This is a genomic window from Rhodococcus sp. ZPP (assembly GCF_017656075.1).
Lineage (GTDB): Bacteria > Actinomycetota > Actinomycetes > Mycobacteriales > Mycobacteriaceae > Rhodococcus_F > Rhodococcus_F oxybenzonivorans.
In genome coordinates, this window is sequence record NZ_CP058638.1 from 1,048,825 (window position 1) to 1,070,802 (window position 21,978).

At 64.1% G+C, this 21,978-nt stretch carries 28 protein-coding genes; 12 read left to right on the forward strand and 16 right to left on the reverse strand.

Annotated features, from left to right (window positions below):
- Positions 1-27: 27 nt before the first annotated feature.
- From HYG77_RS04930 to HYG77_RS04960, 7 genes are read right to left on the reverse strand one after another with little or no spacing between them, the layout of a single operon-like run.
- Positions 28-1,008: a recombinase RecT gene (locus tag HYG77_RS04930; protein ID WP_208962004.1), complete on the reverse strand. Its 981-nt coding sequence runs from the start codon at positions 1,006-1,008 to the stop codon at positions 28-30.
- Positions 1,005-1,895, reverse strand: coding sequence for a hypothetical protein (locus tag HYG77_RS04935; protein ID WP_244373470.1), 891 nt, complete (start codon positions 1,893-1,895; stop codon positions 1,005-1,007). The genes HYG77_RS04930 and HYG77_RS04935 overlap by 4 nt, the downstream gene beginning before the upstream one ends.
- The gene (locus tag HYG77_RS04940) at positions 1,892-2,230 is read right to left on the reverse strand and encodes a hypothetical protein (protein WP_208962005.1); all 339 of its coding nucleotides are present in this window, start codon (positions 2,228-2,230) and stop codon (positions 1,892-1,894) included. The genes HYG77_RS04935 and HYG77_RS04940 overlap by 4 nt, the downstream gene beginning before the upstream one ends.
- Positions 2,220-2,801 carry a hypothetical protein gene (locus HYG77_RS04945; protein ID WP_208962006.1) on the reverse strand — a complete coding sequence of 194 codons (582 nt, stop codon included), beginning with the start codon at positions 2,799-2,801 and terminating at the stop codon, positions 2,220-2,222. Before HYG77_RS04945 ends, HYG77_RS04940 begins: the two co-directional genes overlap by 11 nt.
- Positions 2,801-3,187, reverse strand: coding sequence for a hypothetical protein (locus HYG77_RS04950; protein ID WP_208962007.1), 387 nt, complete (start codon positions 3,185-3,187; stop codon positions 2,801-2,803). The genes HYG77_RS04945 and HYG77_RS04950 overlap by 1 nt, the downstream gene beginning before the upstream one ends.
- On the reverse strand, positions 3,184-3,555 hold the full coding sequence (locus HYG77_RS04955; protein ID WP_208962008.1) for a hypothetical protein: 372 nt from the start codon (positions 3,553-3,555) through the stop codon (positions 3,184-3,186). Before HYG77_RS04955 ends, HYG77_RS04950 begins: the two co-directional genes overlap by 4 nt.
- A complete protein-coding gene (locus HYG77_RS04960; protein ID WP_208962009.1) occupies positions 3,552-3,806 on the reverse strand; it encodes a hypothetical protein in 255 nt (84 codons plus the stop codon). The genes HYG77_RS04955 and HYG77_RS04960 overlap by 4 nt, the downstream gene beginning before the upstream one ends.
- Before the next feature lie 58 nt (positions 3,807-3,864).
- Here HYG77_RS04960 and HYG77_RS04965 point away from each other — a divergent pair, with 58 nt between their 5' ends.
- Both HYG77_RS04965 and HYG77_RS04970 read left to right on the forward strand, forming a co-directional pair.
- Positions 3,865-4,077 (forward strand): hypothetical protein, encoded by a 213-nt coding sequence (locus HYG77_RS04965; RefSeq protein ID WP_208962010.1) that lies wholly within the window; start codon positions 3,865-3,867, stop codon positions 4,075-4,077.
- 153 nt (positions 4,078-4,230) lie between these two features.
- Positions 4,231-4,416 carry a hypothetical protein gene (locus HYG77_RS04970; RefSeq protein WP_208962011.1) on the forward strand — a complete coding sequence of 62 codons (186 nt, stop codon included), beginning with the start codon at positions 4,231-4,233 and terminating at the stop codon, positions 4,414-4,416.
- Between the two features lie 128 nt (positions 4,417-4,544).
- Here HYG77_RS04970 and HYG77_RS04975 read toward each other — a convergent pair whose 3' ends face one another.
- The 4 genes from HYG77_RS04975 to HYG77_RS04990 form a co-directional block, all read right to left on the reverse strand.
- On the reverse strand, positions 4,545-4,778 hold the full coding sequence (locus HYG77_RS04975) for a hypothetical protein (RefSeq protein ID WP_208962012.1): 234 nt from the start codon (positions 4,776-4,778) through the stop codon (positions 4,545-4,547).
- A complete protein-coding gene (locus HYG77_RS04980) occupies positions 4,775-5,056 on the reverse strand; it encodes a hypothetical protein (RefSeq protein ID WP_208962013.1) in 282 nt (93 codons plus the stop codon). Before HYG77_RS04980 ends, HYG77_RS04975 begins: the two co-directional genes overlap by 4 nt.
- Positions 5,053-5,637: a hypothetical protein gene (locus HYG77_RS04985; protein ID WP_208962014.1), complete on the reverse strand. Its 585-nt coding sequence runs from the start codon at positions 5,635-5,637 to the stop codon at positions 5,053-5,055. Before HYG77_RS04985 ends, HYG77_RS04980 begins: the two co-directional genes overlap by 4 nt.
- 237 nt (positions 5,638-5,874) lie before the next feature.
- A complete protein-coding gene (locus tag HYG77_RS04990) occupies positions 5,875-6,141 on the reverse strand; it encodes a helix-turn-helix transcriptional regulator (protein ID WP_208962015.1) in 267 nt (88 codons plus the stop codon).
- A gap of 303 nt (positions 6,142-6,444) precedes the next feature.
- Between HYG77_RS04990 and HYG77_RS04995 the strand changes: the two genes are divergently transcribed.
- The 3 genes from HYG77_RS04995 (at position 6,445) to HYG77_RS05005 (ending at position 9,551) form a co-directional block, all read left to right on the forward strand.
- A complete protein-coding gene (locus tag HYG77_RS04995) occupies positions 6,445-7,608 on the forward strand; it encodes a hypothetical protein (protein ID WP_208962016.1) in 1,164 nt (387 codons plus the stop codon).
- 129 nt (positions 7,609-7,737) lie between these two features.
- Positions 7,738-8,169, forward strand: a complete 432-nt coding sequence (locus HYG77_RS05000; RefSeq protein WP_208962017.1) for a hypothetical protein — start codon at positions 7,738-7,740, stop codon at positions 8,167-8,169.
- Between the two features lie 116 nt (positions 8,170-8,285).
- The gene (locus HYG77_RS05005; protein WP_208962018.1) at positions 8,286-9,551 is read left to right on the forward strand and encodes a site-specific integrase; all 1,266 of its coding nucleotides are present in this window, start codon (positions 8,286-8,288) and stop codon (positions 9,549-9,551) included.
- Positions 9,552-9,987: 436 nt separating this feature from the next.
- Here the strand turns inward: HYG77_RS05005 and HYG77_RS05010 are convergent, their stop codons facing one another.
- On the reverse strand, positions 9,988-10,704 hold the full coding sequence (locus HYG77_RS05010; RefSeq protein ID WP_208962019.1) for an SDR family oxidoreductase: 717 nt from the start codon (positions 10,702-10,704) through the stop codon (positions 9,988-9,990).
- 95 nt (positions 10,705-10,799) lie between these two features.
- Here HYG77_RS05010 and HYG77_RS05015 point away from each other — a divergent pair, with 95 nt between their 5' ends.
- A complete protein-coding gene (locus HYG77_RS05015) occupies positions 10,800-11,291 on the forward strand; it encodes a helix-turn-helix domain-containing protein (protein ID WP_208962020.1) in 492 nt (163 codons plus the stop codon).
- Positions 11,292-11,386: 95 nt separating this feature from the next.
- A complete protein-coding gene (gdhA, locus tag HYG77_RS05020; protein ID WP_208962021.1) occupies positions 11,387-12,730 on the forward strand; it encodes an NADP-specific glutamate dehydrogenase in 1,344 nt (447 codons plus the stop codon).
- Positions 12,731-12,792: 62 nt separating this feature from the next.
- Here the strand turns inward: gdhA and HYG77_RS05025 are convergent, their stop codons facing one another.
- Genes HYG77_RS05025 through HYG77_RS05035 form a run of 3 tightly spaced genes read right to left on the reverse strand, consistent with a single transcriptional unit; the run spans position 12,793 to position 15,331 of the window.
- On the reverse strand, positions 12,793-13,005 hold the full coding sequence (locus HYG77_RS05025; RefSeq protein ID WP_109328805.1) for a hypothetical protein: 213 nt from the start codon (positions 13,003-13,005) through the stop codon (positions 12,793-12,795).
- Positions 13,006-13,017: 12 nt separating this feature from the next.
- The gene (locus HYG77_RS05030) at positions 13,018-14,190 is read right to left on the reverse strand and encodes an acyl-CoA desaturase (protein WP_109328803.1); all 1,173 of its coding nucleotides are present in this window, start codon (positions 14,188-14,190) and stop codon (positions 13,018-13,020) included.
- 31 nt (positions 14,191-14,221) lie between these two features.
- Entirely contained in the window at positions 14,222-15,331 is a 1,110-nt protein-coding gene (locus tag HYG77_RS05035) for an FAD-binding oxidoreductase (RefSeq protein ID WP_109334999.1), read from the reverse strand.
- Between the two features lie 132 nt (positions 15,332-15,463).
- On the opposite strand from HYG77_RS05035, the gene HYG77_RS05040 reads away from it, so the two are divergent.
- Together HYG77_RS05040 and HYG77_RS05045 are read left to right on the forward strand one after the other, a co-directional pair.
- Complete coding sequence (locus HYG77_RS05040; RefSeq protein ID WP_208962022.1) at positions 15,464-16,204, forward strand: TetR family transcriptional regulator; 741 nt, start codon at positions 15,464-15,466, stop codon at positions 16,202-16,204.
- A 23-nt stretch (positions 16,205-16,227) separates the two neighbouring features.
- On the forward strand, positions 16,228-17,079 hold the full coding sequence (locus HYG77_RS05045) for an alpha/beta hydrolase (RefSeq protein WP_208962023.1): 852 nt from the start codon (positions 16,228-16,230) through the stop codon (positions 17,077-17,079).
- A gap of 9 nt (positions 17,080-17,088) precedes the next feature.
- On the opposite strand, the gene HYG77_RS05050 is transcribed toward HYG77_RS05045, so the two are convergent.
- On the reverse strand, positions 17,089-18,414 hold the full coding sequence (locus HYG77_RS05050; protein WP_208962024.1) for an MFS transporter: 1,326 nt from the start codon (positions 18,412-18,414) through the stop codon (positions 17,089-17,091).
- A 117-nt stretch (positions 18,415-18,531) separates the two neighbouring features.
- On the opposite strand from HYG77_RS05050, the gene HYG77_RS05055 reads away from it, so the two are divergent.
- From HYG77_RS05055 to cmrA, 3 genes are read left to right on the forward strand one after another with little or no spacing between them, the layout of a single operon-like run.
- Positions 18,532-19,065: a PadR family transcriptional regulator gene (locus HYG77_RS05055; RefSeq protein WP_109328795.1), complete on the forward strand. Its 534-nt coding sequence runs from the start codon at positions 18,532-18,534 to the stop codon at positions 19,063-19,065.
- Positions 19,066-19,076: 11 nt separating this feature from the next.
- Positions 19,077-21,101, forward strand: a complete 2,025-nt coding sequence (locus HYG77_RS05060; protein WP_208962025.1) for an NADPH-dependent 2,4-dienoyl-CoA reductase — start codon at positions 19,077-19,079, stop codon at positions 21,099-21,101.
- A 19-nt stretch (positions 21,102-21,120) separates the two neighbouring features.
- Positions 21,121-21,924 (forward strand): mycolate reductase, encoded by an 804-nt coding sequence (cmrA, locus tag HYG77_RS05065; RefSeq protein ID WP_208962026.1) that lies wholly within the window; start codon positions 21,121-21,123, stop codon positions 21,922-21,924.
- The last annotated feature ends 54 nt before the right edge of the window (positions 21,925-21,978 follow it).

Here is a 21,978-nt window from a genome sequence, read left to right on the forward strand (position 1 = left end):
TGGTGATGTTGGCTGCGATCGCGCGGGTCACGCGGGGTCACCGGCAGGTGCAGTGTTCGCCTCGAGGTGGTTCAGGGTGGTGGTGACCTCATCGGGGGTGAGGTCTTCGAGGCCGTTGAGCTGACGGCCGAGGAGGGTCGCGAAGAACGATGGTCGTTCGTCGAGCGCCACCTTGTGCTTGTCGAGGGCGGCGAGGACCCTATTGACGTCGTCAGCGCTGGCCTTCTGCGGCTGCGCCGGTTCATCGGCTGGCTTGCCGGCGGTGACGCCCAGGTGCTCAGCGAGACCTGCAGTGCCGCGCGGACCGCGGACGCGTTCGGTGGTCGCTCGCCGCGGCTGGTCGACCTCGCCGTCAATGATCGCTCCCTGTGCGGCGTCCTCGAGGACCAGGCCGGAGAAGTCCTCCGGGTAGGCGCGCCGCCACGCCGCGGCCTCCGCGCACTTCGCGATCTGGTTCGCGGGCATCTTCGCCCACATCGAGTTCGGCACCTGCTTGCTGTCCACTGTGTACGTCTGGACGTACTCCGAGTACATCGCGATTCCGGTGAACGGCTCACCATCGCGGATGACGGTGAACTTCGCCGCCGCCGGCGGGTTCTTCGGGTCAAGCCAAACGTCAGTCCAGCCGCCGCCATCCGCGCCCTGCCAGAACGGGCCCTCGGTTTGGATCTTCTCCCCCAACCTCGCGGCTGCACGCCGGCCGTTGAGCCGATACCCGTCGATCCCGGTCTGGATGGTCCACTTCATCACCCACTTCTCGTCCTGCTTGCGGGTGTTCGGGTTCCATTCCTTGACCTTCGTGCGGCGACCGATCATGTAGATCTGCTTCGCGAACGGATCAAGGCCAGTCCGCTTGGCCTGGTGGAAGAACAGGTCGAGGTCACCCTGGGATGCGTCCTCGACGCCGAGCTGCCGCAGTACAGCGAGCTGTTGGTCAGTGAACCCGGCCTGTTCAGGCTCGATGACGAGGTCGGTGGTTGCCGGTCGTACTGCGATTTCGTTGGTCATGCTGCAATTCCTTCGATTGTGGTGGGGTCGAGCTTGGTGTTGGCGTAGAGCGAGACGCTCCCCTTGCCGTTCGGGCGCCGGTCGGCGATCTTCTGGTCGACGACCACCGCCCGCTGGCCCTTCTCCATGGCTGCGAGGACCCGGGACTTCAAGCCGCGGAGGCGCTTCTCGAGCGCCTTGTACTGGCCGTCGACCGTGAGATACTCGGCCGCCAACTCCGGGTCGAGTTGCACCTCGCGCCCGTCGATGTCCGGGTGAAGCTCACGAACGCACTCGTACGTCGCTTTCGTATCGTCGAGGGGCGGTGGCACATCGGAGTCGAGCGACTTCCAGAACGAGACGCAGCGCTCGAGGATGACGTCCGCGAGTTCCCGGCTGAAGGGAATCTCGTAGATGTGTGACTTGAAATATGGGCCCATGACCATCAGGTGGGCGGGGTATTTCGTATACCCCGTGATCAACTGCTGCAGCGTCACCTGCACCAAATAGTCGGCGGGCGCGTCATCGGTGAAGTCGTCGCCCCACTCCTCCAGGGAGCGAGCGATCTTGAACTCCACCACCCGGCGAGCCCGACCACGTGAAGCCCTTCGGTCGATCGTCGCCAGCGCAGGCACACCGAGGTCGTCCCGCTGGAACCGCACCTCCCCCGGGGACAGATGCCAACCAGGGTTGGCATCACGCCACAGGTAGGCGAGTGTGTGCTCGTACGCGTGCCCAGCCTTGAAGATGTCCTTGTCCGGCTCGGGTGCGATCAACCCCTTCGTGCGATGCCACAGCGCATACTCCGAGTCGAAGCGCGAGACCCTGAGGACCGCGGCACCCTTGCTCGGGCTGAGCATGCGACGCCACTCCTCCCCACCCGGCCGCAATGGGTCTGGGTCACTCACGCAACACCACCCACCTGTGGTCGGTCTGGTCGCAACGTGACCTGATAGCAGGTGTTGCACATCCCCTTCGCGCCAACGGTCTTCACACCGGGTGGTCGGGGTCGGAGGTCGGATCCGTTGCGGTTCACCATCTGGTGGTTGCAGACGGCGCAACGCTGCGCGACCTCGGTGTCGACGTCGATCAGGCCGAGCATCGCCAGCAGATTGCGGGCGTCGTCGACATCCGTTGCGGCGTTGCACACGGTGAGTCGGGCGCGTTGCGCAATGGCCCGCGCAACGGCACTGTCAGGGTCCGCAACGTCGAGGATTGCGGCCTGACCATCGTCATGCGGCACGAGCGGTCACCTCCGCCCGGTACTTCGCGACACCCCAACGGATCGCGTGGCAGCACAGCAGGTAGTGGTGGTCCCAGTCCCGGAAGTCCCACTCCCACACGTCGTAGAACGTGTAGTTCTGGCGCCGGAAGTTGTCGAGGGCGCGGCGGGCCTCGTGCTCGCCGTCATCTGCGTACGCCAGGACCTCGGATCGGATCGCCTGCCACAGCGGAAGGTTCGGGCCGGGGAGGTAATGGCGGTCCTCCATGAATTGCGCGATCACCTGCTGCTTGAACTGCTCCGGCGAATAGCGCTTCAGCTTGGTGCGGCCGCGGACCTTCTCGCCCCAGTAGTCAGGGTTGATGCCGCGGCCAGCGGCGAAGAAGTCGACCATGTCGTGCTCGCGGGCGAAGTGGTACGACTCGAGATCCCCAGTAATTACGAGGTTGCCTGGCCAGGTAATCAGGTCGAAGCGCCAGATGCCCGTCCCTGGTCGGGCGAAAACAAGGTGCCGGTACACGCCGTCGTCGCGGAGCACGGTCATGACGTGCTCGGTGGTCTCGGCGTCGAACTGGGCCTTCGGGTCGTTCATCAAAGCACTCCGTTCTGCTGATCGATTGCGGCGTCACGAGCACGGTCGGCAGCGTCACCAACGTCCGGTTCCTCGGGTTCGTCCGGGAACGTGATCCTGGCGAGTTCGAGGATCTTCTTGAACTCCTCGTCGGACCAGCGCCCCGCGAACATTCCGGACACGAACCACGCCTGGTAGTCGGAAAGTTCATTGAGGAAATCCATCCGCCAGTCAGGGTCGGTGGTGTGCTTCTCGGCGAGTTTGACGACGGCGTAACCGAGTTCGTCTACCTGTTCGAGAATGTCGGTAACCGACTCGCGGAGGTTGTCGCCCTGCGCGAAGTACTCGGATGCCGCAGCAGAGCGTTCCCAGTTGATGGACTCAATCAGTCCTTGCGGCGCCTTCACGCGTTCACCAGGGACAGCCAGCCGATGACACTCAGGGCGCCTCCGAGGAGAAGGCACACCGCCCACGCCATCCAGGATCGCCACTCGAATGTGAGCCAGTCCTCGAGCTTGTCCCACACCGTTGGCTCGGGTGCCTCGTCGATCGCTGCGGCAAGCCCGTCGAACAGGTCGGGTGTCGCCGGGTACGACTTCGTCAGTTCCGCTGCCTCGGCGGCGGCCTGGTCGAAGTCGGCGTCGGATACCGGAGGCCCGGGCTGCTGGAGCCAGGTCGCGCGGAGGTCGCGGTCGAGCTGGTCGTGAATCGGGGTCGACAAGTAGTGGTCGCCGAGATCGTCACCGTCGATGCGGGCGTCGAACGTTGCTGTCATGGCAGTCTCGTTTCATTCACATGCTGTGGATGGCTGGAGTTCGTACGGCTGGGTTCCGCAGGCACATCACCGGAATCAGCCGGGACACGGACCGGTTCGAGGGCTTCGGCGTGTGTCAGCAGGCCTGCCTCGAACTCGGCAACAAACCGCTCGGCGACACGGGAGTGCGTGTCGACCAGGACGCGGGCCCGCTCGGTGTGCGCGACGTTGGTGAGCACTGATTCGAGGTCGCCCTCATACAGGTCAGCCATTGCCGCCGCCTTCACTTAGGGTGGTGACGCCAGAATCAACACACGGAGGGGAAACTGAATGGCAGCCGACGCTCGACTTGATGACCTCGCTCGCAGAATCGACGCGGTCCCTGACTCGCTCCCCAGCGTGAAGTCGATCTACCAGGCCTTCCATACCCTCGCGTCGAACAACTCTCGACCCGCCACTGCCGCCGAGATGATCGACGCCATGACCAAGGGGCTCGACGAGCTCGACGAGCGACTCGCCTCCAGCGAGAGCGACGCGAAGTAGGACCACGAGTTCCTCACGCACGATGGCACGGACGTCGGCACGCGTGAGTCGCTTCGGCCCCGACCGGTTCGGCAGAACCGCCAGACCCTCCTCTGTCAGTCGACGCAGGTACGCGTCGTTTACGCTTCCCCCAGCAGAAGGAGGAGGCGCATCGTGGCCCGCATCATCTTCAATGGCGTCACTTACGACATCAGCCAAACGAGGCTCGATGCGACCCGCGAGCTGCTCCAGCGATTTGCCGAGGGCAAGACCATGGGTGTCGTCATGTCCCTCGCCCACGACGGGGCACGACACCACCTGTTCATCACCCCGGGCGCGCCTATCACGCTGATCGAGTAGGGCAGCGTCCTCGCGGCGGTGAAACTGCTCGTGCGCCTCGATGTCCTGCCGTAGCTCGTACTCGTCCTCAGCGGTCTCCGGTTGGGAGCCACCGATTCCGAAGCTGCAACGCTCGCATTCGTAGAGGATCACGCGGACCACCTCGCGGCGTCGGCCATCACGCTGTCCATGAATTCGTCGACGTCAGATGCCCGCCAGTGCAGCGCGGAAGTGATGCCCTCCCCCGCCTTGAAACCCTTGGAATACAACGGGTGCGGGCCGTGCGACGCCATCCAGCCCTGGGTGCGCATCTTCCGGATCGTTTGCGGTGAATGCCCGGTGAGGTTCGAGACCTCACGAATGTTGAGAGACCGGTCGCTCATGCTGCACCACCCGGGACTCGCTTGAAGCCTTCGGGGAAGTTGCAGATGAAGTGAGTCAGGGCCTGTTGCAGCGCTGCGATGTCCGTTTCACACAGGCTGTATGGCCCGATCTCGACGGCCGGGCTCATCGAGTTAATGATCACGCGAACCGGCATCGTCACGAACTCATCGGTCTCGTCGACTGTCGGCTCGATGACGCGTTCGAGGAGGACGTGCCGTCCGTTGCTCATCTCGGGGTGGCTATCACGGTCGAAGTCGAGAACAGGAAAGCGGCTCATGCGGCACCGCCGTAGTACTTGTTCCAGACGTCGTCGAAGAGCGGGCGGTCGGACTCGGTGTACGCGTTGACGTTCCTGATCTGTCCTGAACCGGTTTCGAGGGGGTACTGTTTCGGCTCTTCGCCGTGCTCGAGGATAAACGCGGCCTTGATGCGCTTGCCGAAGACCGGCGATGTCGACTTGATCTCCGCCTTCGACAGACCCTTCTCCTCAAGGAAGGACTGCGCGTAAAGCGGCGTGGTGGACGCGTCGAGTTCGGGTGCCTCGCCGAGCCCACGAGCGAGCACGAGCCGGGCTTTCGCCTCGAGATGCTTCGGGTCGATCAGGCCCTGCGCCATCTGGATCAGCGAGAGGTGCCCTTTCGCGCGATCGAGCTGTGAGAGCGTCTTTTCGACGACCTCGGCCTGCCGCGTGCGGATCGCGAAATATGCCTGTGCCGCCGCGATTGCAGGCTTGCGGGGATCGCCATTCATAACGGTGAGGTAGGCACCGAACCGGGACAACTCGAAGTCTTCCTGCATGACCGATCCGCCCTGAGGTCGCTCGACCAGCTTGCTGGCGTCGACAACGTGGCTGGTCACAGACTCTCCGCTGTTTGCGATCGCCACTCTGGCTCGGTCAATCGCGGCGGCGAAGTTGCGCCAGGTCTCATACTCGGTCAGCTGGGCGAGCCTGCGCGCCGACCAGAACTCTGATCCGTCTGGTCGGATCCGGCGCTCGTCGTCGAACGTTGGCGAGGCTGCCGTAGTCTGAACCTCAGACATTGGTTCTCCAATCTGTGTCGTGGCCCTCAGCTGGTGGTGCAGCTGGGGGCTTTTTCATGCCGCAGAAATCCTGCGACGCGATGGATGATGCATTGCTTTGCGAGATATTTCGGGCACAAAAAAGATGTCCAATGGAACATCCAGCGCCTCGCAGATCAGTTCGGCTGTGCGCGGCTTGTTGACCGCCTGCGTGCGACCGGAGATCAGGTTGTCAACCGTCCCCGGCGCGCACTCCGCATACTTCGCAAGCCGCCGATTCGAGAATCCCTTGCGGTCCATTCGATCGATCAGGGCATCGCGAGCAACGAGTTGCATTCTCATGCCACTGGGCCACCTCCTTCGGTTGGAGCGATGTCGGCGTGTATCCGTTCGTGCACCCATATCCTCACCCCTGGTTAGGCATTTCGTCAAGCAAGACAATGGGAATTATGCAGTAAAGCTAGGCACCCTGGCAAGGGCTAGATGCGCAACTTCCCGCTGGTTGCGCGCAACGACGGAAATATTTCGCACCAGTTGTTAGGCGGCATTACCTGCCACCTGCGGCTTTGTTCGAACGGTATGGTTGCGCAGTGCCTAACATTGCGAAGTGGACACGCCATCGAGTGACACGAGACGGTGATTGCCGTGAGTGATGAACTGAACCTTGCAGCGCTGATCGCCGACAGGAAGGGCACGCGGTCCTATGACCGTCTCGCCGAAGACTGCGGCGGGACGCCCAGCTCTGGCCGGCTTCATCAGATGGCAACTCGACCGCTGAAGAATTTCCCGGACCCCGACAGCATTCGGGGAATGGCGAACGGACTCGGCGTTACGGTCACCGACATCGTCATGGCAGCCGCGCGCTCCCTCGACCTGCCCGTCTATACGGGCAACGATCCGAGCGCACTATCCATCGGCGGTGCCGGAACCCTTCCCGATTCGGCGAAGGAGACCTTGACGACCGTGGCACGAGAGTTCATCAAGCTCACATCCCAACACGAGGCGGATGGAGAAGCAGATGCACAAATCACGGAATCGCGGACGGAAACGGGCAGCGAGAAGCAGCTCGGCACAAGCAGCGGCTCGGAAGTCCGAACGCCCACCATGAATGACGACGACATGATTTGGCGTATCCGGCGAGAATCGCTCATCGGACACTATGAGTGGGTACGCGGGAAGGCAGTTGAACACTCGCAGCTCCGCATGTTGACGGAGCAGGCGCGGAACGTACTACTGACTGAGCCCGGCAATCCGGGGGTGGACATCGATTCGGTCATCGCCCCGGAGATCGATGATGGGGTATACGTGCAATACCTCGCTTGGCGTCGATTTCTCAGTCGGGCCAGCGACCGTTCCCTAGCCCCACTCTCCGAGGATGACATGCGGATGGCTAATCGGCGCTGGCGTCGCGAGTTCGCAGAGCTGGTGCTTTTCGGCAAAATGCGAACCCAGGGCGCGACAGATGGAGCGAGCGAGCTGGCGCTCCAGAACGCCACGTCAGAACTTGAGAAGGTGGTTTCACTGGGAGAATGGAGTTTCCCAGATCCCGCCGATCCATCCGCAGGTTCAGGCTCCTTCCTCGCTGAAGCAATGGCCGTCATGGCTGGTTCCTTGACTGCCTCGGATCAAGGTCCAAAGCTTGATTCAGAGGACGAGGACGGCGAGGACCGTACTCGTTCGTCATCCGACCGGCAGGACGATTACGCCCTGGCGCGCCGCGAGGGTGAGACCGAGGAGCGCCGGCGGCGGAGGATTGAGGGTGAGCCGTGGGATCACGCTGATCCCGAAGGGCCGGAGACCGGTGCGTAAGAACAGGTTTCAGTCAACCTCTGCTGTGACGTGGGTCGCTCGATTACCGACCAGTAACTCGTCTTTCGAACTGATGTTCGAGTAGATTGTGGGCCTACCACAGGACACCGACACGTTTGGACGGGGCGTATGGCTCACCGATGGCATCCATGGCGGCATCTTCAGCGGTGCTACCCGCACCTCGAAGTCACCTTTCCGAGCTGCCTGAAGTTCGGCTGCCTCGGTGAATGGACCGCCGCCGGCATCGAGATCGACAGCACCTCGAACCAGCGTGAGCGACGGTGCACACTTACCCACGAGATTGTGCATATCGAACGGGGTCCTGTGCCCAACGATCCGCATCTCGCCGTCCGGGAGGAACGCGTCGTCGAATGCATCACGGCGCGTAGGCTGATCAGCCTCGAGACGCTCATCGACGCCCTGGTGTGGAATCGGCTGCGAGTCGACGACGAGCTGGCCGAGGAACTCTGGGTCGATCTGCCCACACTGGAGCACCGAGTCCGCGATCTCACGGACGGCGAGCGCCGGTACATCGATCAGGAACTCGAACGCAGGGCATGATCAACACGAGAAACCCCCGCGCTCATAGGTGGTGAGCGCGGGGGTTGAGGCGAAACCCGAACAGTTTCAGCAAGGAGTCTAGTCGTGACGAACGACGATCCCGCGGTGGTGGCCTGATGGCCCGCCCGCCTATGCCTCTCGGCACGTGGGGGCACATCAAGCGCACGAAGGTGGACAAAGGCCGGTGGTACGCCGACGGCCGGTACCGCGCGCAGAACGGGCGGACCCGCCGCATGCGCCGCTACTCCCCCGAGGGTGTCTTCGACCGCGAAGGGGCCGCCGCCGAGCGGGTCCTTGTCGAGGCGATAAAGGCGGCATGCGAGTCGACCGGTGACCTCGACGGTACGACCACCATCGACGAGCTCTGGACGACTTACCGGGTGGAACTCGTGGAGAGCGGCAGAGCGCCGCGCACGTTGACGCGGTACGACGACGTCGCGAAGTTCATCGGGGCGCAGCTCGGTGGGCTGCGCCTGCAGGAGGTGTCGACGCAACGGCTCGAGACCTTTCTGCGGTCGGTGGCCGAGGTGAACGGCGCCGGCAACGCGAAGTCGACCCGGTCGGTGCTGTCGGGGATGTTCTCGATGGCGACTCGCCTGGGTGTGGTGAAGGCGAATCCGGTGCGGGACACGAAGCCGCCCACGTCGAAGTCGACGAAGCAGCCGCGGTCGCTTGAACCTGAGCAGCTGGCAAAGCTACTCGTGGATCTGCGGCAGTCGACGATCCCGTGCCCCGCGGTCGGGAAGGGCGGCGTGCCTGTGCCGTCGAAGTATCGGGTGCCGACCGTGGCGGAGTACTGCGCGAGTGTGGACCTGGTCGACGTGATCACGATGTTCGCGGCGACCGGCGTGCGGATGTCGGAGCTGATCGGCATGACGTGGCCGGGCCTGGATCTGCAGGCAAAGACGATCTCGCTGTCGGAGAAGGCGGCCAGGGTGCCCGGCGTGGGGCTGGTGTTGGTCAGCCGCGACGACGACCCGAAGAACACGAACCGGACGTTGGCGTTGCCGGACTTCGCGGTGACGATGCTGCGGGCGCGGAAGCTAGCGATGCCACCGAACACCCATCAGGTGCTGTTCCCGTCCTCTACGGGGACGATCAGGGACGCGGACGCCCTGAACGTGCAGTGGCGGCGGGTGCGCGCAGCGCTGGGGTTGGACTGGGTCACGGCGCACACGTTCCGGCGGACGGTGGCGTCGCTGCTGGACGAGTCGAAGATGGGCCCGCGGATCACGGCGGACCAGCTGGGGCACGCGAGCCCGTCGATGACGATGGACAAGTACATGTCCCGAGGGAAGGTGCGGCCGGAGGTGGCGGCGATCCTCGATGCCGCGGTCAAAGTGGAGAGTAAGCGGAGAGTGGACGGTTCGACGGGGTCGTAGCGCTCATTCTCACCTGCACAAACGACGATTTGAACCTGCGACTCTCTTGGTCGCAGGTTCGAATCCTGCCGGGGGCACTTATGACACAAGTGCGCCACCCGCATAAGCACACATCCGGTTTCCCGCCGTCCGGGAAACCGGATGTGGCTTGTGCACCGAGCACGATCGAACCCACGATCCGTGGCGTTTCCGTCCAGATCGCGCTGCGCAGTAGGCGCGCGACGCCGTAGGAACAGGTGCGAATCGATGTCTCTGTTCACCCGAAAGGCCGCAGGCGCCTGGTAGGTATTGCATCCCGCTTCCGAACCCAGCGCCCGATACTCGCGCGTAGCAAACAGACCGTCTAGTCTGTTGTCGCACCGTCCCACCCGACAGGACGGATGCTCGGGAACCCGTCACCTGCCTCCGCGAGTGGCGGGTTTCCTTACTTCACGTCCTACCCAACGACCTGAGCCGCGAGCTGCGGATACAGGGCCTCGAGTTCCCCGGCGAGTGCTGCCTTTACAGTACGGCTGACATCGTCGGCCAGCACCTCTGTGGCACCCGACTCCACGCCGTCGAACGCCAACCGGGCAACCTCGGGTGCCGAGATCTTGGGGACGTCGAGGCCCGCGGTCATGTCGGTGTCCATGTACCCCAGATGCAGCCCGACCACCTGAATGTTCTGCTCCGCAAGCTCCAGGCGCATCGCGTTGGTCGCACTCCACATCGCCGCCTTGGAGACGCTGTACGACCCACCCACCGCCAGCCACGACAGCACCGAGTGGACGTTGAGAACCGCACCGCCACCGTTGGCGGCGATGGTGGGGGCGAACGCCCTGGTCACATTCAGGGGGCCGAAGAGGTTGGTTTCGAGTTCGCGGCGCATCTTGCCGAGGTCACCGGTGAGTGGTGACTCGCCGAGATAGATTCCGGCATTGTTGATCAACACGCCAACGTCGCCCACGTATTGCGCTGCAGCGTAGACGGATTCGGGATCGGTCACATCCAGGGTCACCGGCACCACCTGAGGGTGGTCGACAATCGTCGACGCATCGCGTGCGGCCGCGTAGACAGTTCGCGCCCCGCGCGAGAGCGCCTCGGCGACGAAAGCGCGGCCGAGGCCGCGATTGGCTCCGGTGACGAGGACAGATCGGTCGTGAATCTTGGTCATGACGACCCCTTCGAGTAAGTCTGGATATCCAACTGACTGTGTCGGGTCAGCGTATTCGCCATGAGTTGGAAAACACAACCCTCTATGATGGAGACATGAACGAGGGTCGAGCCGATCGAACGACGCCGAAGACGGCCATGGACCGCATGCCGCTGGCGCCGCGCCCCTGCGCGATCGCCGCCACCATGGAACTCATCGGCGACCGTTGGTCCATGCTGGTGATCCGCGAGCTGAGCTATGAAGTGCATCGCTTCGACAAGATCGCCGGCTACATCGGCGTCTCGCGTGACATCCTCACCGCACGCCTTCGCAAGCTTGAAGAGGTAGGCGTCATCGAACGCCGGCAGTATTCCGAGCGGCCTCCCAGGTTCGAGTACCACCTGACCCAGGCCGGGGAGGAGCTTCGGCCGCTACTGCTGTCACTGTTCGAGTGGGGTAGCAAGTGGGCGGTGGAGGAGCCGGCCTCCGAGCTACTGCACGACTGCGGACATGTGCTCGAACTCGAACATCGCTGCCGGCATTGCGGCGGCGAGGTCGACCAAGCCGCCGTCGCGATGCGGGCTCGATCACACACCCAAACCACCTGATCCCGGCGCCCGCACCTGCACTTTCTCACCGACGTCTATAGTTCGCCTAAATATAAGGTAAAGAAAGCCTCACAGCGGCAGATGGGTGGATGTGGGTGTCAACGCGCGACCGAGTAGCCGAAATCTATGAACAGGTCCGCCTGCGCAATGCGGGCGAACCGGAGTTCCATCAGGCGGCGGCAGAAGTGTTCGAGTCGCTTCAGATCGTTCTCGATCATCACCCGCACTATGCGGATTCCGGGCTGATCGAGCGCCTGTGCGAGCCCGAACGACAAATCATCTTCCGAGTGCCCTGGGTGGACGACGCCGGAAGTGTGCACGTCAATCGCGGATTTCGGGTGCAGTACAACAGTGTGCTCGGCCCCTACAAGGGCGGTCTCCGATTCCACCCGAGCGTGAACCTCGGAATTGTGAAATTCCTCGGTTTCGAGCAAATCTTCAAGAACGCACTCACCGGACTCCCGATCGGCGGTGGCAAAGGGGGGTCCGACTTCGACCCCAAGGGCCGTTCGGACGCCGAGATCATGCGCTTCTGCCAGTCCTTCATGACCGAACTGCACCGCCACATCGGCGAGTACATCGACGTCCCTGCCGGTGACATCGGTGTCGGTGGACGCGAGATCGGCTATCTGTTCGGTCAGTACAAACGCCTGACCAATTCCTACGAGTCCGGTGTACTTACCGGCAAAGGCCTCACCTGGGGCGGTTCACAGGTGCGGCGCGAGGCCACCGGTTACGGAGTGGCCTACTTCGTCACCGAGATGTTGCACGCAGCACGCACCGTGTTGGACGGGAAGACGGTGGTGATCTCCGGCTCCGGAAACGTCGCCATCCATGCCATCGAGAAGATCCACCAGCTCGGCGGCGTTGCGGTTGCGTGCTCGGATTCGTCGGGATATGTCGTCGACGACAAGGGCCTCGACGTCGGTCTCCTGAAGGAGATCAAGGAGGTGCAGCGCGGGCGCATCGGCGAATACGCCGATACCGTGCCACACGCGAGATTCGTTCCGAACGGGTCGATCTGGGACGTCCGATGTGATGTCGCACTTCCGTGCGCCACCCAGAACGAACTCGACGAAGCAGCTGCCAAAACATTGGTGGCCAATGGCGTCCAGGCCGTCGCCGAAGGCGCGAACATGCCGACCACCCCTCAGGGAGTACAGGTGTTTCGCGACGCCGGCGTGGCCTTCGCACCAGGCAAGGCCGCCAACGCCGGCGGTGTCGCAACGTCGGCACTCGAGATGCAGCAGAACGCGTCCCGCGACTCGTGGAGCTTCGAGTACACCGACGAGCGACTGGCCGGGATCATGCGCGGCATCCACGACCGCACCGTCGCCACCGCCGACGAGTACGGGATGCCCGGCGATTACGTCCACGGCGCGAACATCGCCGGCTTCGTCAAGGTGGCCGACGCGATGATCTCACTCGGCGTCATCTGACCGAACGGTCCCGAGACGACAGGAGGGCACGGCCGCATCGGCCGTGCCCTCCTGCCTCGTCATCAGTCGATCGGCTTGTCGTCCAAGCCTTCATCCTCGCGGGCCTTCTTCGCGGCCTCCCGCATCTCGATTCCGTCCGACACCCAGTCACCGATCTCCCGGGTGACATCGCGAACCGCGCCGGCGATGATGGTCGCGATGTGTCCCACGTGCGTGGCCGCGGATTCCGTCAGTTCCTGCACGGTGTCCTTGCGCCGTTCGAACTTCCCCACCATGTGTTTCGCCTCTCAGGCTGCAGTCTTCTGCCGCTCGACGATAACACCGGGAGGGGTGTCGGACGAGAGGAGGCCGGGCGGGAGCGCCAGCTTGAAGATCTTCCCCCACACGGAGCCGATCTGCTTGAAAAAGCCACCGGTGTTGTAGGGAAGTCCGTGCTTCTCGCACAGCGCCTTCACCTGGGGGGCCAGCTCCGGGTAGCGGTGGGCCGGCAGGTCCGGGAACAGGTGATGCTCGATCTGGTGAGAAAGGTTGCCCGACATGATGTGGAACAGCGGGCTGCCCTCGATATTGGCGCTGCCGAGCATCTGCCGCACGTACCACTCGCCGCGTGTCTCCTCCGCGGTCTCGTCCTCGGTGAAACTCTGCACACCGCTGGGGAAGTGGCCGCAGAAGATGATCGAGTACGCCCACACGTTGCGGATCAGGTTGGCGGTGACGTTGCCGAGCAGCGTGGGAATGAACAACGGTCCGGTCAGTGCAGGGAAGATCGCGTAGTCCTTGAGCACCTGACGCCCGGCCTTGTTCCACCACCCTTTGAGTAGCGGCTTGACGTCGTGCCACTTCCGCTTGCCCTGAATGACGTTCTCGGCCTCGAGGTCATGCAACATGACGCCCCACTCGAACAGCATCATCAACAGGAAGGCGTAGACGGGGTTGCCGAGGTAGTACGGATTCCACTTCTGGGCCTCGTCGATCCGCAAGATGCCGTAACCGATGTCCCGGTCGCGCCCCAGGATGTTCGTGTACGTGTGATGCATGTAGTTGTGGGAGTGCTTCCACTGGTCGGCCGGGCACACAGTGTCCCATTCGAAGACCCGCGAGTTCAGTCCCGGTTCACGCATCCAGTCGTACTGGCCGTGCATGACGTTGTGGCCGATTTCCATGTTGTCGAGGATCTTCGAGATCCCGAGGGCACCGACGCCCGCGATCCAGGCGGGCGGGAAGAATCCGAGGTACATCAGCCCGCGGCCGGCGACCTCGAAGCCCCTCTGGGCTTTGATGATCTTGTAGATGTACTCGCGGTCCTCTGCGCCGAGATCGGCAACGGTGCGATCACGAAGTGCGTCGAGTTCCCGGCCGATTTCCTCGACCTGGTCGTGTGTGAGCACGACGGGGGCTGTCGATCGTGTGTCGTCCGAGCCGTCGACGAAGGGCAGGAACGAGAGTGAGAGTCCAAACATGTCGGTCTCCAAGTGTGTGATGTCGAGTGAGTCAGATGTCGAGGGCGACGTCGCCGACGGGGACCGAGACACACAACTGAATGGCCTTGTCCGGATCGGTATCGGTGTCGCCGGTACGTACGTTCTTGGTGCATCCCGATTTCTTCACCGCGGTACAGGAGAAGCAGATGCCCATCCGGCAGCCGTACTCGGGATGAAGTCCGGCGGCCTCGGCCTGTTCCAGCAGGGTCCCACCGGAGTTGTCGGCCGTGACTCGACTGGCCGTGAAGGACAGCTCACCACCGGCCTCACCCTCGACCGGCGTCGCGGCGGGAGCGAACTCCTCGGTGTGGAGCCGGTCCTCGATGCCGAGTTCCCGGTACACCTCCCGAACACCACGCATCAGGCCGGGGGGACCGCAGAGAAAGGTCTCGGCCTCGGCGTACCAGGGCGCGACCGCGTCGAGATGCTTCTGCCCGAAGAAACCGTGCAGATGTCCGCCGGTCTCCTGATCGGTGTACGCCAGCACGAGGTTGACGTTGGGGTTGGCATCGGCAAGCTCGCGGAGCTCGTCCAGATAGGCGACGTCGTTTTCGGTGTACGCGTAGTGCAGAAAAGTCACGCTTCCCGCATGCTTCTCCTCGACGAGAGTACGAAGCATCGAGAGGACCGGGGTGATCCCGCTGCCACCACTCACGAGGAGAACTCGGCGCGGCCGGGTGGTCGGCAGAACGAATTCCCCCGCCGCCTGCGACAGGTCGAGGATCAGTCCGGGCCGGGCGTTTTCGTGAAGATACTGCGACACGAGGCCGTCGGGGTGCGCCTTGATCGTCAACTCGATGGTGCCGTCCGGGGACGACTGAGCGTTGGCCGGCGAGTAGCAACGAGTGTGGCGAACTCCGTCGATCACTACCCCTACCTGCACAAACTGTCCGGCGCGGAATCCGCGCCACTGACGGGTCGGGCGCAGCGTGAGCGTGACGGTGTCCGCGGTCGACCGATCGACCGCGAGCACCTCGGCCCGCAGATCACGCACGGTGACCATCGGCGTGACGAGTTCGAGGTAACGGTCGAGCTGATGCGGAGTGGCCATCGCCTCGAACAACGACAGCAGCGAGAACCTGCGTCCCTCCGCCGGACGACTGGTGTGAGCAACTGACACGGCAGCCTCCTCCATTTGAGTGCACGGTTGTACACTGACAATAGTGTGACAGGTGCAGACAGGTAGTTGTCAATCGAAATGTGACGGCAGGCACACACGCGAGTGCCGTCACCTCGCACAGATCGGAAACACATGACGGACGAGCAGCACGGTCATCCCGTGGTTACGGGCGGTGCGGCAGCCGACGTCCTCGTGATCGACGCTCCCATCCCCACGAATAGACTCGGTGCCGTGAGTCAGTCGACCGGAGCGGAACCCGAGAGCAGGGCAGCACGTAAAGAGCGCACCCGAAAGGCCCTCCTGGACGGCACCCTCGACCTCATGGCGGACCGGAGCTTCGCGGGTGTGAGCCTGCGGGAGATCGCCCGCCATGCAGGAATCGTGCCCACTGCGTTCTATCGACACTTCGCGTCCATCGAGGAACTCGGCGTCGTTCTCGTCGAGGAGAGCATGCGAATGCTGCGACAAATGCTGCGCGATGCCCGCCGCAACCCGAGTACCAAGAGCGCGGGCGCGTCTCTCGACATCCTCGTCCGCCAAGTCCGCACTCACGAGGCACAGTTCCGCTTCCTCAGTCGTGAGCGCTACGGCGGTGTTCCCGAGATCCGCCGCGCCATCGCCACCGAGATGCGATTGTTCGTCAGCGAGCTGACCGTGGATCTCACGCGAATCGGCGGGCTCGAGTCGTGGGACGCCGACGACCTCGAGATGGCGGCCGACCTGATCGTCTCCACGATGTTCGCCGTCGTCGTCGACCTCCTCGAAGCCGACCGTCCCGGCGTGCGTACCGAAGCCGAGGTGGTCGCCCGCGCCGAACGTCAGCTACGGCTCATCATGCTCGGCATGACGGCGTGGAATCCCCCGAGGAGCTGACCCTCCCGCCGTACGGTGGGGGCATGCTGCCAACCTCCGAACACGTGTCCATCCCCATTGGCGACCTGACCTTCGACGTCACCGTCAACGGCCCTTCCGACGGCGAAGCAGCCGTTCTCCTCCACGGGTTTCCGGAAAGCGCTGCGTCGTGGACGCCTGTCGCCGCCCTCCTGGCACAGTCCGGTATGCGAACCTATGCACCGAATCAGCGTGGATATTCGGCTGGTGCGCGGCCAGAGGGTACCGACGCCTACCGCATCGACCACCTCGTCGGGGACGTCATCGCTCTCCTGGACGCATTCGGCCTCGAGACGGCGCATCTCGTAGGCCATGACTGGGGCGCCATCGTTGCGTGGGTCGTGGCGGCGCGACACCCCGGCCGCATTACCTCACTCACGACCGTTTCGGTGCCCCATCCGGGCGCCTTCGGCTGGGCGCTGCGCGAGGACGCCGACCAGAAAGAACGGTCGTCCTACATTCGCCTGCTGCGGATGGAGGGCAAGGCCGAACATGTGCTCCTGCGCGAGAACGCACAGTCGCTGCGGGCGATGTTCGGCGATGTGGTCCCGCCGGAACTCGTCGACCGGCACGTCGCGCTCCTCACCGAACCGGGGGCGCTCACCGGGGCCCTGAACTGGTACCGGGCAATGACACGAGATTTCGACCAGACCCCCGCCGTCACCGTCCCCACCACCTACGTCTGGAGCACCGGCGACACAGCGCTGGGCCGCGCCGGAGCCGAGAAGTGCGCCGAATTCGTCGACGCACCGTACGAGTTCGTCGTCCTCGACGACGCGACGCACTGGATCCCCGAGCAGTGCCCCGACGACCTCGCCAAGGCGATACTTCGGCGGGCCGGAATGGCCACTGGCTGATAAGCGGCGTCAGCTTCGCTCCGGAGCACGCACCACGGTCAGGGCCGCGAGTCCGAGGGCCAGCACGATCAGGAGACCGAGGATCCCGGCCCGGTCCGCGCCGAACCACCACGCGAAGAGTCCGAACAGCGTCGGCGACAGGAACGACACCGCGCGTCCGGTCGTCGCGTACAGACCGAACATCTGCCCTTCGCGGCCGGGCGGCGTGATCCGTGCAAGGAACGTGCGCGACGAGGACTGCGCGGGTCCCACGAAAAGGCACAGCAGGAGACCGAAGATCCAGAACATTCCCGGTCCGGACACAGCCGTCAAGATGATGCCGACGACGATCATCGCCCCCAGCGACGCCGCGATGACCGTCTTGGGACCCACCCGGTCGTCGAAGCGGCCTGCCGTGAGTGCACCGACGGCGGAGACGATATTTGCCGCGACACCGAACAGCAGCACATCTCCGGCACTGATGCCATACACATTGACGGCGAGGACAGCACCGAACGTGAAGACCCCGGCCAGTCCGTCGCGGAAGAGCGCACTGGCGCCGAGAAAGTACACGGTGCGGCGGTCGGCAGACCAGAGGCTGCGCAGATCTCGCCAGAGAATCCGATACGACTCCACGAAACCGGCCTTGTCGGCGCCCGGATCGACCTGGGGCCGCGGCAGTTCGGGAACCTTCAGCAGCACAGGTATCGCGAAGACGGCGAACCAGATCGCCGCGAGCAGCGCCACCATCCGGATGTTCAGGCCACCGTCCGTGGTGAACCCCAGTGCTCCGCGGGTGTCCCCGTCACCGGCGATGAAGCCGAAGTAGCACAACAGAAGAAGCACGATCCCGCCGAAATAGCCCATTGCCCAACCGAAGCCGGACACCCGACCTATATTCGACGGCGTCGACACCTGCCGCAACATCGCGTTGTACGGCACACCGGCGAGCTCGAAGATCACCGAACCGGCAGCGAGCAACGCCAGACCGAGCCAGAGGTACTCGACAGAGTCGCGGACGAAGAACATGCTGGCCATGCAGGCCACGGTCGCGAAGGTGAGAACACCGAGCGCGCGCTTGCGCCGTCCTGCGGCGTCGAATCGCTGCCCTGTGACCGGCGCCAGCACCGCGATGAGGAATCCGGCGATCCCCAGCGACCACCCGAGCCAGGTGCTCGCAGAGATCGATCCTTCGAGGTCCTCCCCCACTGCATCGGTGAGGTAAACGGAAAAGACGAACGTGAGGATCACCGCATTGAAGGCGGCTGACCCCCAGTCCCACAGACCCCACGCGACGACCTGTTTGCGCGTCGCAGCCTCACCGATCCCGGCGGGCGGACGAACTTCGGTGCTCATGTCGCGAGCCTATGTGAGCGAAGGTCGTTCGTACTCTCCGACGCAACGACCCACTCGCACCGAGCGGATTATGTGCACTTAGTTGCATAGGCACTTCGTTGCATACATACTTTCTGCGTGGCACTCGAACATGCGCTTCTCGTCTCCCTCACCGAACATTCCGGGTCGGGGTATGAATTGGCACGCCGATTCGACAAATCGATCGGCTTCTTCCAGAGCGCCACCCACCAGCAGATCTATCGGCTGCTCAAGCGCATGGACGAAGCCGGGTGGGTGGATGCCGAAGTCGTAGCGCAGGACAGCAGGCCGGACAAGAAGGTATATCGGGTCAGCGCGGCAGGTCGCGCCGAGTTGCAGCGTTGGATCGCCGAGCCCACCGAACCGAATCACCTGCGTAACGAGCTTGCGGTCAAGATCCGCGCCGCCCAGCAAGGCGATATTCCCGCACTGGCCGCCGAAGTCGCCCGGCACCGCGACGGCCACGCTGCCCGGCTCGAGATCTACCGCATGATCGAAAAACGTGACTTCCCGGCGCCGGACCAACTCTCCGGCACCGCCCTTCACCAGTACCTCGTCCTGCGCGGCGGCATCCGCGTCGAAGAGGGGTTCGCCGGCTGGTGCCAAGAAGTACTCGACGCCCTCTCGCAGTAAGGACACGCCGCATGACACAGTTTCCCCAGCTCCTCGCCCCGCTGGACCTCGGCTTCACGACTTTGAAGAACCGGGTGATCATGGGTTCGATTCACACCGGTCTCGAAGACCGCGCCAAGGACGTACCTCGACTGGCGGCGTACTTCGCCGAGCGCGCCCGCGGTGGTGTCGCCCTGATCGTCACCGGTGGGTACGCCCCCAACCGCACCGGCTGGCTGCTGCCTTTCGGTGCCAAGCTCACCAACCGCGTGGAGGCCCGGCGGCACCGTGCGATTACCAAGGCCGTGCACGACGAGGGCGGCATGATCGCCCTGCAGATCCTGCACGCAGGCCGCTACAGCTATCAGCCGTTCAGCGTCTCCGCCTCCTCCATCAAGGCCCCGATCAATCCGTTCCGCCCCCGAAAACTCACCGGCCGGGGCGTCCGCTGGCAGATCCGCAACTTCGTGCGGTGTGCGCGGCTGGCACAGCGGGCGAACTACGACGGCGTCGAGATCATGGCGGGTGAGGGATACTTCATCAATCAGTTCCTGTGCGAACGCACCAACAAGCGGACCGACGAGTGGGGTGGCACGCCCGAGAACCGCCGCCGGATCGCCGTCGAGATAGTTCGCCGCACCCGGGCCGCCGTGGGCCGCGACTTCATCATCATCTTCCGCCTGTCGATGGCTGATCTCGTGGAAGGCGGTCAGACGTGGGACGACATCGTCGCTCTGGCCAAGGACGTGGAAGCTGCCGGTGCCACGATCATCAACACCGACATCGGCTGGCACGAATCCCGCGTCCCCACCATCGTCACGTCGGTGCCGCGCGCGGCGTTCGCCGACATCACTGGCAAGCTCGAGAAGCACGTGAACATTCCGGTCGCCGCGTCCAACCGGATCAACATGCCCGAGGTCGCGGAGGAAATACTCACCCGCGGTGATGCTCAGCTGATCTCGATGGCCCGCCCGATGCTCGCCGACCCCGACTGGGTTCGCAAAGCCGAAGCCGGAAATTCGGACGAGATCAACACCTGTATCGCGTGCAACCAGGCGTGCCTCGACCACGCCTTCGTCCGCAAGCACGTGTCCTGCCTGCTGAATCCGCGTGCGGGCCGGGAAACGGAACTGACGCTCTCCCCCACCCGGACCGCGAAGCGCGTCGCGGTCGTGGGCGCCGGCCCCGCGGGATTGTCCGCGGCGCTCGGCCTAGCGCAGCGGGGCCACACGGTGACGCTGTTCGAGGCGGACTCCGAAATCGGTGGCCAGTTCGGCATCGCCCGCAAGATCCCCGGCAAGGAGGAGTTCGCGGAGACCATTCGCTACTACAACCGGCAACTCGCACTCGCCGGTGTGGATGTCCGGCTCGACACTCGCGTCGCAGCGGTCGATCTCGTCGGCCGCTACGACGAGGTGGTGATCGCCACCGGCGTCACCCCGCGCCTTCCGTCGATTCCCGGCATCGACCATCCCACAGTGCTCACGTACCCCGAGGTGGTGCGCGGCGGTAAGTCGGTCGGAAAGTCGGTTGCCGTGATCGGCGCCGGCGGCATCGGCGTCGACGTCAGCGAGTTTCTCACCCACGAGCACTCACCGACCCTCGACCTGAAGGAATGGAAGCAGGAGTGGGGGGTCACCGAGCCCGAGGCCGCTGCCGGCGCCCTCACCACGCCCATCCCCGAGCCGTCGCCTCGTGAGGTGTACCTCCTCCAGCGTAAAAGCGGGCGGATCGGGGCGGGGCTCGCGAAAACGACGGGCTGGGTGCACCGCGCCGCCCTGAAGAACAAGGGCGTGCACGAGTTGTCCGGCGTCAACTACGAGCGCATCGACGACGAGGGACTCCACATCACCTTCGGCGACAAACGCGAGAAGCCCCGCACCCTTGCCGTCGACAACGTGGTGATCTGCGCAGGTCAGGAGTCCGTGCGCGACCTGGTCGACGAGCTGACCGTCGCCGGGGTCAGCACCCACGTCATCGGCGGCGCCGACGTCGCAGCCGAACTCGATGCCAAACGCGCCATCGAACAGGGCACCCGGCTCGCGGCGCGCATCTGACGCACTACGCTGACTGACCGTGAGTTTGCCGAACCCCACCCCCAGTGCCCGTGCCGTCGTCACCGGCGCCTCGTCCGGTATCGGCGAGGCGCTGGCCACGGATCTCGCCTCCCGTGGTCATTCCCTCATCCTCGTCGCCCGGCGCGGCGAGGTCATGGAGTCGTTGGCGGCGACGCTCCGCGCCGAACACGGTGTCGAGGTGGACGTGCGGGCGTGCGACCTGTCCGATCGTGACGCACGTTCCGCCCTGTTCGACGAGATGGCCGGTCGGGAGATCAGCGTGCTGTGCAACAACGCCGGCATCGCAACGTTCGGCTCGGTCGCCGACCTCGATCCCGCCTACGAACGGGCGCAGGTCGAACTGAATGCCGTTGCCGTTCATGATCTCACCCTCGCCGTACTTCCGGGCATGCTGGAACGCAAGTCCGGTGCGATCCTGATGGTCGGATCAGCGGCAGGCAATATGCCCATCCCCCACAACGCCACCTACGCGGCTACGAAGGCCTTCGTCAACACCTTCTCCGAATCGCTGCGCGGCGAACTCAAGGGCTCCGGGGTCAGCGTGACTCTGCTCGCCCCGGGACCGGTCCGCACCGAGGAACCCGACCCCGCGGACGCGTCCATCGTCGACAAGCTGGTCCCCGACTTCCTGTGGATCTCCAGCGAATACACCGCCAAGGTGTCGCTCGACGGCTTGGCCGACAACAAGATGCGTGTGGTGCCGGGCGTCATCAGTAAGGCGATGTCCGTTGCGGGACAGTACAGTCCGCGCGCAGTCGTGGCGCCGATCGTGGGAAGCTTCTACAAGAAGTTGGGCAACTAGACGGCGGCGAATGTACCGTTCGACGCTTCCACCGCGCTGAACGGTACATTCGCC